Below are 15272 nucleotides of genomic sequence, written 5' to 3' on the forward strand. Positions count from 1 at the left end.
CCACCATGACGGAGTCCTCGCGCCGGCTGCCGTCACACCGTCTCGTCGGGGTTGAGCAGGCGGTGCAGATGGACCACGAAATAGCGCATGTGGGCGTTGTCGACGTTGGACTGGGACTTCGCCTTCCATGCCGCCTGTGCCTGGGCGTAGTTGGGATAGATGCCCACGATGTCGAGCTTGCCGAGGTCGCGGAATTCGACCTTGTCGAGATCGGCCAGTTCACCGCCGAATACGAGGTGGAGCAACTGTTTGGGGGCGTCGGTCATGATGATCGTCTCACTCTGTCTGGATGGAAGAAAAAACGGATGGTGCCGGCTCGCGCCGGTTCGCGGCTATTCCTGCCCGAATGCCGGATCGCGCGCAATCGGCTGTGCACAGGGAATCGACCGCCCCGCGAAAACGTCCGCCGCCTGCGCTCATCGGCCCGCCTCCTCCCGCGCCAGCGCCGCGACGAGGCGGGGCGCGAGCGCATTGTTGGCGCCGATGAGGCGGCCGTGCACCGGCAGGCGGCCGTTGTAGCGCGGCGGGGCGCCGCCGGCGGTGCTGAGCCGCCCGCCCGCCTCGCGCAGAATGAGATCGGCGGCGGCGATGTCCCAGTCGTGCGCGTTTTCGCCGGCGAGCCCGGCATCGAGCCCGGCGTCGGCCACCCGCGCGAGGCGCAGGGCGAGCGAGGGCTCGCGTGGCATGGCGACGATGGCGTGGCCCTGCCTGCCGAGCCGCTCCAGCATGCCGCGCGGCCCGGCGATGCGCGCGCCCGCGATCTCCTGCTGCCGCGACGCGCGGATGGGCAGGCCGTTGCGGCGCGCGCCCGCGCCCGCGCGCGCTTCGTAAAGAAGGTCGTGGGCGGGCGCCCAGAGCAGCCCGGCCTGCGTCTCGCCCTCCCGCACGAAGGCCACGCTGATGGCCCAGTCTCGCCCGCCTTCCGCGAAGGCGCGCGTGCCGTCGATGGGATCGACGATCCAGGTCAGCGGGCGGTCGAGGCGGGCGGGATCGTCGGCCGATTCTTCCGACAGCCAGCCGGCGTCGGGCCGGATGCGCGTCAGCGCGTCGTTGAGGAAGCGGTCGACGGCGATGTCGGCATCCGTCACGGGAGAGCGATCGCCCTTGAAGGCGACGGCCGCGCGCGTGCGCGCCCCTTCCGCGAAGAAAGACAACGCGATTCGGCCCGCTTCCGCAATGGCTGCCCTGATGCGGTCGAGCTCGTCGTCCGTGAGGGCGGAAGGCGTATCCTGCATGACACTTCCGGCGGCACGATCGCCGGCCTTTCTCCGCGAAACTTCATCGCCCGCCGCCGTTCGGCCAGGGCGCGCGTCGGCCGGAAAGCGTCCTCCGCGGCGGGATTTTACGTCAGTATGGCCGGCGCCCACAAGTCATACCATCGGCTCCGGTCTCCGGCCGATGCCGGAAGGGCTTCGCGCCGACGATGGCAGGGAAAGCTTGCCCGGTGGTTGCGACGTGAGAATTGTCACGTCCTCCGCTCCCCGGCGCGATCTATCCCGCGCCGGCCGCCTTGCCGAATATTGCGGGATGCCATGGTTCGCATTATGCAGGATGACCCGTTTCACGCGCGCACGAGGGTGCCGCCCGTTTCAGGAAAATGCTGCATGGCCCGCGATTCATCCGATCCTACTCCGATTGAGTCGCACCGCGAGCTTGTCGAATACCTCGTCCGGGGATGTCGCCCCGCGGCGGACTGGCGGCTCGGCACCGAACACGAGAAGATTCCCTTCTATCGCGAGGGCCATGCGCCGGTGCCCTATGCCGGCGACGGCGGCATCCGCGCGCTGCTGGAGGGGCTTGCGCAGCGCACGGGCTGGGAGCCGATCACCGAGGGCGACCTGCCGATCGGGCTGTTCGATCCCGCCGGCGGCGGTGCGATCTCGCTGGAGCCGGGCGGGCAGTTCGAGCTTTCCGGCGCGCCGCTCGCCACCGTCCACGAGACGCGCGACGAACTCCTGGGCCATCTCGCGGATGTGAAGGCGGTGGCGGAACCGCTCGGCATCTCGTTCCTGACGCTCGGCATGAGCCCGCTCTGGACGCGCGCCGGGACGCCCGTGATGCCCAAGGGGCGCTACCGCATCATGGCGAACTACATGCCGAAGGTCGGCGGCCGCGGCCTCGACATGATGTTCCGCACCGCGACCGTGCAGGTCAATCTCGATTTCGCCAGTGAAGCGGACATGGTGAAGAAGCTGCGCGTCAGCCTGGCGCTGCAACCGCTGGCGACGGCGCTCTTCGCCAATTCGCCCTTCACGGACGGGCGGCCGAACGGTCTTCTTTCCGCCCGCTCGGACATCTGGCGCGACACGGACGGCGACCGCACCGGCATGCTCGCCTTCGTCTTCGAGGACGGGATGGGCTTCGAGCGCTACGTCGAGTGGATGCTCGACGTGCCGACCTATTTCGTCAAGCGCGGCGACACTTATCACGATGTCGCGGGCCGCTCGTTCCGCGATCTGCTGGCGGGCCGCATGCCCGGCCTGGAGGGCGAGCGCGCCACGCTGTCGGACTGGGCGAACCACCTGTCGACCGCCTTTCCCGAGGTGCGGCTGAAGCAGTTTCTGGAAATGCGCGGCGCGGACGCCGGGCCGGTGCCGATGCTGCTCGCCAAGCCCGCGTTCTGGGTGGGGCTGCTCTACGACGCCGGCGCGCTTGACGCGGCCTGGGACATCGTGCGCGACTGGACCGCCGATGAGCGGCAGGCCCTGCGCGACGCCGCGCCGGCGCGGGGGCTCGCCGCGACCGTGCGCGGGCGCTCGCTGCGCGAGATCGGCACGGAGGTGTTGACGCTGGCCCGCGCCGGGCTGCGCGCCCGCGCACGGCGCGACGGCGCGGGCGAGGACGAGACGCGCTACCTCGATCCGCTCGACGCCATTCTCGCGCGCGGGCGCACGCAGGCCGAGGATCTGCTCGCGCTGTGGGAAGGCGCATGGGACCGCTCCGTCGAGCCCGCCTTCGCGGAATGCGTGTTCTGAGCCTCGGCGCATCCCCGGTGCGGGGCGGGCGCCGGCGGCGTTAACGCGCCGTTCACCCTGCGGCGCGAAATGTCCTGGCCGTTAACCTTCCGCTGATCGCTCCCCGTCACGATGCCGGCCAGGGAGAGGGCCGGATGCTGACGACGCTGAAAACGATGATCCGCGAAGAGCGTGCCGCGAGCGCGATACGCTGCGGGGTCATCGCGCTTTTCGCCCTGATCGGCATCGCTCTCAACCTCGTCCTGATCGGCGAAAGCCTGCCGCGCGTTCTCGCCGCGGCCGCCGCCGGCGTGCCCTGAAGCGCCGATCGCGCGGACCGCAATCCCTTGGCCGTCCCCAACCTGGAGATTTGTCAGGAACTTTGGGATGTCCCGTGAGGGAGACGACACATTAGTCGTCATGTTCTTGACATATGCGGCGCATTCCTGCCTTATTCCAGACAGAAGCAAGACGCGGAACGCGGATTTTTGCCTGCAAGCAGGGGGCGGGTATGGGATTTCTTGAAAAGATTTTGCCGCTGACGTCACAGAGCGACGAACTCGTCGCGCTCTGGAGCAATCATGCGGGCATCGGCCTGTGGGATGCGCGGCTGTGCGAGGACGATCCCGCCCATCCTGACGGACGTTGGCGATGGACATGGACGACCGGCTTCCGCCGCCTGCTCGGTTTCGAAACGGTCGGTGAGTTTCCCGACGTTATGGAATCTTGGTCAGGCCGCCTGCACCCGGACGATGTCGAAAAGACCTTTACCGCTTTCAAGGCCGCCCTCGCCGGGCATACGGAGGGCTATGAAACGATCTATCGCCTGAAAATGCGGGACGGCAGCTATCGTTGGTTCAAGGCGACGGGTGGCGTGGCGCGCAACGCCAAGGGCCGCGCCACGCGTGCTTGCGGCTCGCTGATCGACGTTCACGACCAGATCGAGACGCAGGAGACGCTGGCCCACCGCACAGCCCAGCTTGAAGAACTGATCGCCGGGTTCGACGGCGATGCGACCCTTGCGATCAATGCCGTGATTGCGACGGTGGAGGAGGCATGCGATCTCGCCTCGAAAATAGCCAGGGCGGCGACGGCCGGGGTGGTGACGAGCGAGGCCGCTACGGCCGCTTCCGAAGAGGCGGCGACGGCCAGCAACACGGTTGCGGCGGCATCGGAGGAACTGTCGGGTTCCATTCAGGAAATCGCCCGCCAGATGGTCCATTCGCATGAGGTGACGCGCGTCGCGGAGACGGAGACCGCCAAGAGCGGAAGCACCGTGAAGAATCTCGTCGAATCGGCGCAGAAGATCGGCGAGGTGGTCGAGTTGATCAGTTCCATCGCGGCGCAGACGAACCTGCTGGCGCTCAACGCCACCATCGAGGCCGCGCGGGCGGGAGACGCGGGGCGCGGCTTCGCCGTGGTGGCCTCCGAGGTCAAGAACCTCGCCGCGCAGACCGCGCGTGCGACCGAGGAAATCGCCCGTCACGTCAGCGATATCCAGGGGGTTTCGGAGGCGACGGCGGAGGCGGTGCGGTCGATAGAGCGGGTGGTCGAGCGGATGGGCGACATCGCGACATCGGTTTCCGCCGCGATCGAGGAGCAGGAGGCCGCGACGCGCGAGATCGCCCGCAACGTTCACGATGCCGCCCACAGCAGTCACGGCGTCGCGGAACAGGTCTCCTCCATCACCGTCGGCGCGAAACGTTCCGGGGAGGCGGCGACGCGCGTGCGCGAGGCGCTGGAAGCGGTGGGGAACCAGTCGAACGGTCTGCGAACCCGGATCATGCAATTCTTCGCGGACATTCGCGCCGCTTGATACCATTTCCGCTTAATACCGTCTCCCGATGAGCGTGGCCCATCGGGAGAGGACGAGCCCGCACGGCGTCACATGATGCCCAGGCCGCGCAGGCTGGCGTGGCCCTTGCGCCCGACGATGATGTGATCGTGCACGGCGATGCCGAGCGGCGTGGCGATGTCGACGATCTCGCGCGTCATGCGGATATCGGCGGCCGAAGGGGTCGGGTCGCCCGACGGATGATTGTGGACGAGGATGACGGCGCTCGCCGACAGTTCCAGCGCCCGCTTGACGACCTCGCGCGGGTAGACGGGCGTATGGTCGACTGTGCCGCGCTGCTGTTCCTCGTCGGCGATGAGCTGGTTGCGCTTGTCGAGAAACAGCACGCGAAAATGTTCCTTCGGCGCGAAGGCCATGGCGGTGCGGCAATAATCGAGCACGGCCGTCCATGAATCGAGCACGGAGCGCCCGGCGACGGCGCCGCGCGTCAGCCGCCGGGCGGCGGCCTCGATCAGCTTGAGATCGGTGACGACGCCGGGGCCGATGCCTTCCGTCTCCGCCAGCAGCCGCTCGGGGGCGGACAGCACTTCCGCGAAGCTGCCGAAGCGGCGGATGAGATCTTTGGCGATCGGCTTGACGTCGCGGCGGGGAATGGCCCGGAACAGCACCAGTTCCAGCAGTTCGTAATCGGCCAGCGCATCCGCGCCCGCGTCGCGAAAACGCGCGCGCAGCCTGTCGCGATGGCCGTGGAAATGGGGAGTTTCTTCGGAAGAGGCCCGCTCGGTCATGAAAATGCAGGTTCGCTACGGGTGGCGGCCGACCGCGCACCGCGTCATGCCGCGGCCCGCGGCATGTTCCTTCGCGCCGGACGAGGCATCAGGCATCGGTGGAAAACGGCGGATGATGCAACCCGGCCGGGGAGAGGGTGAATATCTCGCAGCCCGTCTCCGTCACGCCCACGGCATGTTCGAACTGGGCGGTGAGCGAGCGGTCGCGCGTGACGGCGGTCCAGCCGTCCGCCAGGACCTTGACGTGCGGGCGCCCCAGATTGATCATCGGCTCGATGGTGAAGATCATGCCCTGCTTCAGCGTGACGCCTTCGCCGCGCTGCCCGTAATGCAGCACGCTGGGGGCCTCGTGGAACGAGCGTCCGACGCCGTGGCCGCAGAAGTCGCGCACCACGGAGCAGCGCTCGCCCTCCGCGTATTCCTGGATGACGGCGCCGATGTCGCCGAGCGTCGCGCCGGGCTTCACGACCGCGATGCCGCGCATCAGTGATTCGTATGTCACCTCGACCAGCCGCTGCGCCTTGCGCGGCACCTCGCCGACATAGTACATGCGGCTCGAATCGCCATACCAGCCGTCGACGACGAAGGTGACGTCGACATTGATGATGTCGCCCTCGCGCAGCGGCTTGTCGTTCGGCTGGCCGTGGCAGACGACGTGATTGACCGACGTACAGCAGGAATGGCGATAGCCGCGATACATCAGCGTTGCGGAGAGGTAGCCGTGTTCCTCGCCGTAGCCGGCGACGAGCGCGTCGATGGCGGCCGTGGTGACGCCGGGCTTGATGAGGTCCGTCAGCAGATCGAGACAGGCGGCGGCGGCCTGCCCCGCCTTGCGCATGCCGGCGAAATCCTCCGGGCCGTAGATGATGATGTCGTTAAACCGGCGCGTGGTGACGGCGCCCTCGAATTCGTTCATGAGAAACCTGTTGCGCAACCTTGCATCGTGCTCCTTTCCAATCTAAGCGAGACGACGCATCATGCAAGACATTCCGTGCAACCAGGCAGTGATGTTCGTGAGACTGGCGTGCGAGCCGGGTGGGGTGTAATGATCGATTCATGGTGACAGACTTGATCGCACAAGCCATGCCGACCGAATCGGAGCCCTTCGGCGCTTACGCGCCAGCCCCGTTCATCAGGTCGGCGCTCGCATTGACAGGCCGGCTGCCGGATACCTGGGCAGGTCGGCGCTGTGCGTTTTTCCTGCGCAACCTCGTCCTGCGTTCTCTCGCGGGGGCGCCGCTCGACATCGAGGCGCTCGGCGCGCGCATGCGCATCAAGCCCTACAACAATATTTCGGAAAAGAAGGTGCTGTTCACGCCGCAGTTCTTCGATGCCGAGGAACTGGCGATCCTGCGCGCCGCGATCACGGAGGATTTCGTGTTTCTCGATGTCGGCGCCAACGCGGGTTTCTATGCCCTGCATGCGGCGGCGCACGCGGGGCCGCGCGCGCGGATTCTCGCCATCGAGCCGCAGCCGGAGGTGTTCGAGCGGCTGGTCTGGAACATCGGCGTCAACCGTTTCGGCACCGTCAAGGCGATCGCCTGCGCGCTCGCCGACAGGGCGGGGGAGGTGACGCTGTTTCTCGATCCCTCCAACATCGGCGAGGCCAGCATCAAGATCGTCGGCTCCGCCAACGCGCCCACCCTGCGCGTGCCCGCCCGGACCATGCTCGACGTCATCCGCGACGAGGGCTTCACCCATGTCGACGCCATCAAGCTCGACGTGCAGGGCGCGGAAGACCTCATTCTGGAGCCGTTCCTCGCCCTGGCGCCGCAAAGCCTGTGGCCGCGCCTGCTCATTCTCGAAAACAGCGAAAGCCGCTGGCAGACGGACCTGCACGCGCTGCTGGGACAGAACGGCTTTCGCGAGGTCGCCCGCACGCGCCTCAATGTCGTCTACGCGCGCGGCTGACTGAACGGAACGCGCTTTGGAGCAGTTTGCGTTCAAGTCGATTCATCGAATTGAACGCAAGTTGCGGTAGAATATGGAATTTGGAGCGGGATGGCGATTCAACCTGATCGCATCCCGCTCTAACCCGGAACGGGCACCGCCTTGTCCAGCTCGATGATGGCCGGGATATCGCCGCCGCCCGGATCGAGGCGGCAGGAGACGGCCAGCGCCTCGACGCCGCGCGCCGTGGCGCGCGCGAAGGCCTGCGCATAGAACGGGTCGATATCGGCGGCCAGCGTGAAGCGATCCGCCGGCATCTGGATGACGAAGAGCATCACTGCGCGATGCCCCGCTTCCACCATGTCGCCCAGTTCCGCGAGATGACGCGCGCCGCGCGCCGTCACCGCATCGGGAAACTCGGCAAGGCCGGGTTCCCGCATCAGATGGACGTTCTTGACCTCGACATAACACGCGGGCCGGTCTTGCGCTTCCAGCAGGATGTCGACGCGGCTCGCCTTGCCGTAGCGCACTTCCCGGCGCAGCCCGGAATATCCCGCGAGTTCGGGAATGGCGCCTGCCGCGATCGCCTCCGCGGCGATGCGGTTGGGGTGCGCCGTGTTGATGCCGACGATGTGCTTCTGCGGGCCGAAAACGGCTTCCACCATCTCCCACGACAGCGGAAGCTTGCGTTTCGCGTTCGACGACCGCGACAGCCAGACGCGATTGTCCGGCTCCGTCAGGCCGATCATCGCGCCGGGATTGGCGCAATGCACGGTCACGGTCTCACCCGCGATATCGACATCGGCCAGGAAGCGCTTGTAACGGCGCAACAACCGGCCCTCGATCAGCGGAACGTCGAACCGCATCGGTGATCAGGTTTCCGAAGGCGTTTCGACCGGCGCGGCGTTCGCCGCATCGCGCTCTTCCAGACCGCGCTCTCCGCCTGGCGTGTCATCGCCCTGCTCCGCGTCAGGCCGGGGGGCGGCTTCCGCCTTCTTGCGCGATCTGCGGGCGGCGGGTTTCTTCGCCGCCGCGGTCGCCGCATCGCCGTCGACGACTTCTTCCGCCGCCTTTTTCGTGCGGCGCGTCCTCTTCGGCGTTTCGTCGCCGGCTTCGGCGTTTGCCTCGACGTTTACGTCGGCATTCGCTTCGGCCGCCGCCTTCCGGCGTCGCCTCACCGGCTTCGCGGCAGCTTCTTCCGCGACGGGCTCCGTTGCCCCGGGCTGCGCCGCTTCCGTCGCGGCCGTGTCTTCCGCCGCCTTCACGGCGGTCTTGCGGCGCGTGCGGGTCGGCTTCGCAGCCGGTTCCTCGGCCGCCGCCGGCGTCTCGCCGGCAGTTTCGGCCTTCCGGCGCGTGCGGCGCGCCGGTTTGGCAGGGGCCGGCTCCTGCGGCTCAGCCGCCGGCGTTTCGGCGAGAGATGTCTCCGCAGGGGAAATCTCTGCGGATGAGGTCTCCGGGGAGGGGATTTCAGCCGGCTGCGACTCGGCAAGCGCCGGCTCTTCAGGCTGCGCTTCGGGCAAAGGCGCTTCCGCCACGACGGCGACCGGCCCGGCGACTGCCGTCGCGTCGTCCGTTTCCGCCGGCAGGGGAGGGGCCGCTTGCGCGACCGCCGCCTCGGCCGCCGACGCCGCTTCGGGCGGCGCCTCGTCTTCCGGCGTGCGAATCGCGATGGATTTCGCCCGGCGCGAGCGGTTCCTGCGTGACGATCCTTCCCGGCCCGTCGCGGGCTGCTCCGCGCGCTCGCGCGCGACGGCCGCATCCTCGCCCGCCTCGTCGGCGACGTCCTCGATCACTTCGAGTTCGTTGTCGTGCTCGGTGAAATCGTTATCCGACGACAGGGCGTCGAGGTTCACGGCGCGGAGCAGGAAGGCCGGGATATGGTTGCCGAAACCGACCACGGGCAAATCGTCGTCCTCGCGCCGGAAGCGGCTGTGGCGGTCGCCGGCGCGCACGGGCTCGTGCTGGCGCGGCGGCGGCGCGTTGCGGCGCGCGACTTCCGCCGGTTCCGGCGCATCCGTCCGCCGCACGGAGCGTCCCGCGTGGGTGCCGCGGCGCTCGCGCGTCTCGCCGCCCTCGCGCCGCGAGGACGAGCGTCCGCGCCGCGTATCGGGTTGCTCCAGTTCCGGCTGTTCCGCGAGGAGTTCGTCGATGGTCGGTCCTTCCCAGGCGATGGGCTGGCCGGTCAGCGCCTCGATGGCCGCGAGCGCCTTGGCGTCATGGCTGGTGACGATGGAAGCGGCATAGCCCGAGCGCCCGGCGCGGCCGGTGCGGCCGATGCGGTGCACGTAATCCTCGGCATGGAAGGGAACGTCGTAGTTGAAGACGTGGCTCACCTCGGGGATGTCGAGACCGCGCGCGGCCACGTCGCTCGCCACCAGCAACGTCGCGCCGCCGGTGCGGAACTTGTCGAGCGCCTGCATGCGCGACATCTGGTCCATATCGCCGTGCAGCGCGACCGCGTTGAAGCGGTGGCGTTCCAGCGAGCGCAGCAGGATGGCCACATCGCGCTTGCGGTTGCAGAAGATGATGGCGTTCTGCAAATCCTCGGCGTTTCTGATGAGGTTGCGCAGCACGGCGCGCTTGTCGTGCGCTTCCGCGCCCGATGCGACGAGCCGCTGGGTGATCGTGCTGGCGGTGGACGAGGGGCGCGCGACCTCGATCTTCACCGGGTTGCTCAGGAACTGTTCCGTCAGCCGCTGGATTTCCGGCGGCATGGTGGCGGAGAAGAACAGCGTCTGGCGGGTGAAGGGCACCATCTTGCAGATGCGCTCGATATCGGGAATGAAACCCATGTCGAGCATGCGGTCGGCCTCGTCGATGACGAGCACCTCGATGCCGGTCAGCAGCAGCTTGCCGCGCTCGAAATGGTCGAGCAGGCGGCCGGGCGTGGCGATCAGCACGTCGACGCCGCGCGTGATCTTCGCATCCTGATCGGCGAAGGACACGCCGCCGATCAGCAGCGCCACGGAAAGCTTGTGGTTGGCGCCGAGCTTGACGAAGCTCTCTTCCACCTGCGCGGCCAGCTCGCGCGTGGGCTCAAGAATGAGCGTGCGCGGCATGCGCGCCCGTGCGCGCCCGGTTTCCAGCAGGTTGAGCATCGGCAGCGTGAAAGCCGCCGTCTTGCCCGTGCCCGTCTGGGCGATGCCCAGCACGTCGCGCCGCGCCAATGCGTGGGGAATGGCTTGCGCCTGGATGGGGGTGGGAGAGGTGTAGCCGGCGGCCGAGACCGCCTGCAAGACCTTTTCGCTCAGACCGAGTTCCGAAAACGACATCGTATTCCGTTAAACAGGCGCCGAAGAGCGGAACCGCATGTCCCGAATGGCGACGCTGGGCCGGCAACGGCCCGTCCCTGGATGGGGAACACCCCGCATCCTTGTTGCGGACCATAGAAGTTTACGCTTTAAAGTCAATGAATACGCGGATGTCTCTTGCAAGCTCGCGCCGCCTGACGGCGGTTTTTGGATGGCTGATGACTTTGCATCACGCTTTTCGGCTCACGCGGCCGGCGCCGCGTCGCCGAAAAGCAGGTTGCGGGTCGCGGCCTCGACGTCTTCCTGCCGCATCAGGCTCTCCCCCACGAGGAAGGTATCGACGCCCGCCGCCCGCAGGCGGACGACATCGGCGTGGGTGAAAATGCCGCTTTCGCCTACCGGAATGCGATCGGCGGGAATGCGCGGCGCGAGCCGCTCGCTCACCGTGAGCGAGGTTTCGAACGTGCGCAGATTGCGGTTGTTGATGCCGACGAGTTTTTCTCCCAGCGCCAGCGCGCGGTCGAGTTCGGCCGCGTCGTGCACCTCGACGAGCGCATCCATGCCGAGCGCGCGGGCAGTGTCGGCGAGCGCGCGGGCGGCAACGTCGTCGACGCTCGCCAGAATGATCAGGATGCAGTCGGCGCCCCAGGCGCGCGCTTCATAGACCTGGTAGGGATCGAACAGGAAATCCTTGCGCAGCACCGGCAGGCCGGACGCCTCGCGCGCCGCCGAAAGATAGGTCGGATCGCCCTGGAACGAGGGACCGTCGGTCAGCACGGAAAGGCAGGTCGCGCCGCCCTTCGCATAGGCGCGCGCCAGCGCGGGCGGGTCGAAATCGGCCCGGATCAGCCCTTTCGAGGGGCTCGCCTTCTTGATCTCGGCGATGAGCGCCGGCCGCCCCGCGCCGAGATGGCGGGCGATGGCCGCCGCGAATCCGCGCGGCGCGGGCGCGGCCGCGGCCCGCCGTTCGATCTCGGCCTGCGGCAAGGCCTCCTTCGCGGCGGCGATCTCCGCGCGCTTGTACGTCTCGATCCGCGCCAGCACGTCCGGGGCCGTCATGCGCCGCTCCCGCCGTTGGAAACCGCGACGAGCCTGTCCAGCGTCGCGCGCGCCTTGCCCGAATCGAGCGCCGCGGCGGCGATGGCCGCGCCCTCGCGCAGGTTCGCCGCCTTGTCCGCGATGACGAGAGCGGCGGCGGCGTTGAGCACGGCGATGTCGCGATAGGGCGATCGCTCGCCCTCCAGCACCGCGAGGAGCGCACGCGCGTTGTGTTCCGGGTCGCCGCCGCGCAGGTCTTCCGGCCGCGCGGGGGGCAGGCCGGCGTCTTCCGCCGTCACGGTGAAGCGGCGGATGTCGCCGTTCTCCAGCGCGACGACATCGGTCGGCGCGGCCGTCGACAGTTCGTCGAGCCCGTCGAGGCCATGCACCAGCCACACCCGTTCCGACCCCAGAGCCCCGAGCACTTCCGCCAGCGGCGCCAGCAGCGAGGAGGAATAGACGCCCAGCACCTGCCGGCGCGCGCCGGCGGGATTCGACAGCGGGCCGATGATGTTGAACAGCGTCCGCGTGCCGAGTTCCACCCGGACGGAGGCGACGTGCCGCATCGAGGCGTGGTGGTTCGGCGCGAACATGAAGCCGACGCCCGCCTCCCGGATGGCGAGGGCGATGACGTCGGGACCGCCGCCGAGGTTGACGCCCAGCGCGGCCAGCACATCCGCCGCGCCCGATTTCGATGACGCGGCCCGGTTGCCGTGCTTGGCGACCGGCACGCCCGCCGCCGCCGTGATGATGGCGGCCAGCGTGGAAACATTGTAACTGCCGGAATTGTCGCCGCCGGTGCCGACGATATCCACGGCGTTTTCAGGCGCTTCCACGCGCAGCATGCGCGCGCGCAGCGCCTCCACGGCGCCGGTGATCTCCGCCACGCTCTCGCCGCGCACGCGCAGCGCCATCAGGAAGCCGCCGCCCTGCGCGGGCGTGACCTCGCCCGACAGAATGGTGTCGAACGCCGCGCGCGCCTCTTCGCGACTGAGCGAGGCGCCGGTGGCGACCTTGGCGATGAAGGGCTTGAAAGCATCCATGAAACGGTTCCTGGCGAGGGCTTCTGGCAATGGCTTCTGGCGAGGGATTCCGGAAACGGGTTCCTGCGGGCGCCGGTTCAGACGGGTTCGGCAAGGCGCGCGGATGCGTTCCACGCGCCGGCGAGGTCGAGGAAGTTGCGCACGATGGTCGCGCCGTGCTCGGAAAGAATGCTCTCGGGATGGAACTGGACGCCGTGCACCGGCAGCGTCCTGTGCGACAGCGCCATGATCAGCCCGTCCGCTTCCGCCGTCACCGCGAGATCGTCGGGCAGCGTGGCGCGATCGACGATGAGCGAGTGATAGCGCGTCGCCTGAAAGGGGCCGTTGATGCCGCGGAACAGGCCGCGCCCGTCGTGGCGGACTTCGGAGAGCTTGCCGTGCATGGGCTGCGGCGCACGCACGACCTCGCCGCCGTAGACCTGTCCCATCGCCTGCATGCCGAGGCACACGCCGAACAGCGGAATCTTCGGTCCGAGCCGCGCGATGACGTCGAGGCAGATGCCCGCCTCGTTGGGCGTGCAGGGGCCGGGCGACAGCACGATGGCGTCCGGCGCGCCGGCGCGGATCTCCTCCGCCGTGACGGCGTCGTTGCGGTACACGTCCACTTGCGCGCCGGTGGAGGCGACGAGATGCACCAGATTCCACGTGAAGGAATCATAGTTGTCGATGAGGACGATACGCGCCATGGCGGCACTTTCCTGCTGCATACCGGAAACCTGAACAGGCTTGTTAACGCCGCGAGCCGCGCGGGGTCAAGCGATGTGACGCAAATTCTTCATGCCCGCGCCGCCGCGCGCGCGGGCTCGCATCGGGGAAAAAATGCTGTAGATTGCCCGGCGCGGCCGCGACCGGCCGCATCTGTGCCGGAAGTCGCGCACGAGTCGCGTAATCCGCATGCGACGATCCCGCATGCGGCAGGAGGGAATTGTCATGACGATCAATCGATGGGCCGTGGTCATCACCGTCGCGGCCGCCGCGGCGCTCGCCGGCTGCGCGCGCAGGCTGCCTCCGGGCGTGCTGCAAGGCGGCAACAACGTGCCGCCCCCGCCTTCCGAACAGCATCTCGTGCCCTCGCGCGTCGCGCCCCAGGCGGCGGCCGCTCCCGCCGCCGCAACGCCCGCGCCGAGCGCCGGCCTGCGGGCGCCTGCCGCGCGGTAGGGCGTTTTCAGAGCGCGCGCTTCTGGTGCACGTCGTGCACCACAATGCCCGCGCCGGGCGGCGGCATCTCCAGCCACTCCCGTTGCAGCAGCGTGCGCCGCGTGTCCTCGTAGCCCGTGTGCCAGTGTTCGCGCATCGAGGTGCCGGAAAACTCGTAATCCCTCGCGTGCCCCTCGTAGGCCGTCTGCTGGTAGATGAGTTGCAGGATGGTGATTTCCGGCATGTCGCCGAGCTGGTGGCGCAGGTAGCGCTCGTCGTCGGTGAGCAGCTCGTCGGGCACTTTCTCCAGCGCCGCGAGCAGCCGCGTCTTCCACTGATGGATCTGGCGGTAGACATCGGTGTTGTAGCGCGTGCGGGAGGAGTTCATGATGTCCTTCTGCCGGCTGAACACATCGAAGATGTCGCGCGGCAGCGCGCCGCGGGCGCTGAACAGATCGACCTGGAAAACCAGCGAGTTCTGGTGGTCGGACTGGTCGAGCAGGTGTTGCAGCGGCGTGTTCGACACGAGACCGCCGTCCCAGTAGAAATCCGTGCCGATCTTCTGCATCGGCAGCGTGGGCGGCAGCGCGCCGGAAGCCATGATGTGCTCGGCCGCGATCTCCTCGTGGGCGTTGTCGAAATAGGTGAAATTGCCGGTCATGACATTCACCGCGCCCACGGCGAAGCGCATCCTCTGGCTGTTGATGATCGAGAAGTCGATCAGCTCTTCCAGTGTCTGGCCCAGCGGCGACATGTCGTAGAAGCTCGTCGCCGTGCGCGCGCCGGCCGGGCTGAAGAAAGGGCTCGGGACATGCGGCGTGAAGAAGCCCGGCTGTCCGAACATGTAGGTGAGGAAGGCGCTGTTGGCGTTGCGCAACTGCCGGAAGATGTCGCCGTCGGGGGTGTAGGCCCACACCTTGCGCTCTGTGATCTTTTCCCAGAAGGCGCGCAGCTTCGGCAGGCGCTGGTCGGGCGGGTTGCCGGCGATGATGGCGGCGTTGACGGCGCCGATCGACACGCCCGAAACCCAGTCGGGCTCCAGCCCCGCCTCGTGCAGCGCCTCGTAGACGCCGCCCTGATAGGCGCCAAGCGCGCCGCCGCCCTGCAACACGAGGGCGATGCGATCGCAACGGTCCGGCCGCCAGCCCGGCGGCACGGCTCTTCTGGAGAGGGGAGCGACAGCATCCATCTGACTACATCTTTCCTGTCCGGCGCATTGCGCCGACGTTTCCCGCTTCCGGCGGGTCGCGCGGGTTCCGTTCGAGCGCCGCGCGGGCTCATGCCGTTTCTCGACGAGAGGGGCTCATTGGGAAACGGTATGAGCCCTGCGTTTCCGGCAGCCGTGCATACGCCAATCGTGTCCGGTAAGCTATGGT

At 68.1% G+C, this 15272-nt stretch carries 14 protein-coding genes and 1 pseudogene; 5 read left to right on the forward strand and 10 right to left on the reverse strand.

Annotated elements, in window-relative coordinates:
* Nucleotides 1-32: 32 nt before the first annotated feature.
* Together ACOYJQ_RS15480 and ACOYJQ_RS15485 are read right to left on the reverse strand one after the other, a co-directional pair.
* Nucleotides 33-266: a DUF4170 domain-containing protein gene (locus ACOYJQ_RS15480; RefSeq protein WP_433459673.1), complete on the reverse strand. Its 234-nt coding sequence runs from the start codon at nucleotides 264-266 to the stop codon at nucleotides 33-35.
* A 150-nt stretch (nucleotides 267-416) separates the two neighbouring features.
* Nucleotides 417-1235, reverse strand: coding sequence for an inositol monophosphatase family protein (locus tag ACOYJQ_RS15485; RefSeq protein ID WP_433459675.1), 819 nt, complete (start codon nucleotides 1233-1235; stop codon nucleotides 417-419).
* Nucleotides 1236-1604: 369 nt separating this feature from the next.
* Here ACOYJQ_RS15485 and ACOYJQ_RS15490 point away from each other — a divergent pair, with 369 nt between their 5' ends.
* The 3 genes from ACOYJQ_RS15490 to ACOYJQ_RS15500 all read left to right on the forward strand — a co-directional run bounded on the left by ACOYJQ_RS15490 (nucleotide 1605) and on the right by ACOYJQ_RS15500 (nucleotide 4770).
* On the forward strand, nucleotides 1605-2975 hold the full coding sequence (locus ACOYJQ_RS15490) for a glutamate--cysteine ligase (RefSeq protein WP_433459677.1): 1371 nt from the start codon (nucleotides 1605-1607) through the stop codon (nucleotides 2973-2975).
* A 134-nt stretch (nucleotides 2976-3109) separates the two neighbouring features.
* Nucleotides 3110-3274 (forward strand): hypothetical protein, encoded by a 165-nt coding sequence (locus ACOYJQ_RS15495; RefSeq protein WP_433459679.1) that lies wholly within the window; start codon nucleotides 3110-3112, stop codon nucleotides 3272-3274.
* A 191-nt stretch (nucleotides 3275-3465) separates the two neighbouring features.
* Entirely contained in the window at nucleotides 3466-4770 is a 1305-nt protein-coding gene (locus tag ACOYJQ_RS15500; RefSeq protein ID WP_433459681.1) for a methyl-accepting chemotaxis protein, read from the forward strand.
* A gap of 68 nt (nucleotides 4771-4838) precedes the next feature.
* Here the strand turns inward: ACOYJQ_RS15500 and radC are convergent, their stop codons facing one another.
* Both radC and map read right to left on the reverse strand, forming a co-directional pair.
* The gene (gene radC, locus ACOYJQ_RS15505; RefSeq protein ID WP_433459683.1) at nucleotides 4839-5537 is read right to left on the reverse strand and encodes a RadC family protein; all 699 of its coding nucleotides are present in this window, start codon (nucleotides 5535-5537) and stop codon (nucleotides 4839-4841) included.
* Nucleotides 5538-5625: 88 nt separating this feature from the next.
* Nucleotides 5626-6453: a type I methionyl aminopeptidase gene (gene map / locus ACOYJQ_RS15510; protein ID WP_433459793.1), complete on the reverse strand. Its 828-nt coding sequence runs from the start codon at nucleotides 6451-6453 to the stop codon at nucleotides 5626-5628.
* A 140-nt stretch (nucleotides 6454-6593) separates the two neighbouring features.
* Between map and ACOYJQ_RS15515 the strand changes: the two genes are divergently transcribed.
* The gene (locus ACOYJQ_RS15515; RefSeq protein WP_433459684.1) at nucleotides 6594-7448 is read left to right on the forward strand and encodes an FkbM family methyltransferase; all 855 of its coding nucleotides are present in this window, start codon (nucleotides 6594-6596) and stop codon (nucleotides 7446-7448) included.
* Nucleotides 7449-7567: 119 nt separating this feature from the next.
* Here ACOYJQ_RS15515 and sfsA read toward each other — a convergent pair whose 3' ends face one another.
* The 5 genes and pseudogenes from sfsA to ACOYJQ_RS15540 form a co-directional block, all read right to left on the reverse strand.
* Nucleotides 7568-8293 carry a DNA/RNA nuclease SfsA gene (sfsA, locus tag ACOYJQ_RS15520; protein ID WP_433459685.1) on the reverse strand — a complete coding sequence of 242 codons (726 nt, stop codon included), beginning with the start codon at nucleotides 8291-8293 and terminating at the stop codon, nucleotides 7568-7570.
* Nucleotides 8294-9277: 984 nt separating this feature from the next.
* A pseudogene (locus ACOYJQ_RS15525) lies at nucleotides 9278-10699 on the reverse strand (DEAD/DEAH box helicase); the annotation flags it as partial.
* Between the two features lie 222 nt (nucleotides 10700-10921).
* On the reverse strand, nucleotides 10922-11737 hold the full coding sequence (gene trpC / locus ACOYJQ_RS15530; protein WP_433459686.1) for an indole-3-glycerol phosphate synthase TrpC: 816 nt from the start codon (nucleotides 11735-11737) through the stop codon (nucleotides 10922-10924).
* Nucleotides 11734-12759: an anthranilate phosphoribosyltransferase gene (gene trpD, locus ACOYJQ_RS15535; protein ID WP_433459688.1), complete on the reverse strand. Its 1026-nt coding sequence runs from the start codon at nucleotides 12757-12759 to the stop codon at nucleotides 11734-11736. The genes trpC and trpD overlap by 4 nt, the downstream gene beginning before the upstream one ends.
* A gap of 77 nt (nucleotides 12760-12836) precedes the next feature.
* Complete coding sequence (locus tag ACOYJQ_RS15540; protein ID WP_433459689.1) at nucleotides 12837-13445, reverse strand: anthranilate synthase component II; 609 nt, start codon at nucleotides 13443-13445, stop codon at nucleotides 12837-12839.
* Nucleotides 13446-13689: 244 nt separating this feature from the next.
* On the opposite strand from ACOYJQ_RS15540, the gene ACOYJQ_RS15545 reads away from it, so the two are divergent.
* A complete protein-coding gene (locus tag ACOYJQ_RS15545; RefSeq protein WP_433459691.1) occupies nucleotides 13690-13917 on the forward strand; it encodes a hypothetical protein in 228 nt (75 codons plus the stop codon).
* Between the two features lie 7 nt (nucleotides 13918-13924).
* Here ACOYJQ_RS15545 and ACOYJQ_RS15550 read toward each other — a convergent pair whose 3' ends face one another.
* Complete coding sequence (locus ACOYJQ_RS15550) at nucleotides 13925-15085, reverse strand: patatin-like phospholipase family protein (protein WP_433459693.1); 1161 nt, start codon at nucleotides 15083-15085, stop codon at nucleotides 13925-13927.
* Nucleotides 15086-15272: the final 187 nt, after the last annotated feature.

The organism is Pseudochelatococcus sp. (assembly GCF_050946405.1).
Lineage (GTDB): Bacteria > Pseudomonadota > Alphaproteobacteria > Rhizobiales > Beijerinckiaceae > Pseudochelatococcus.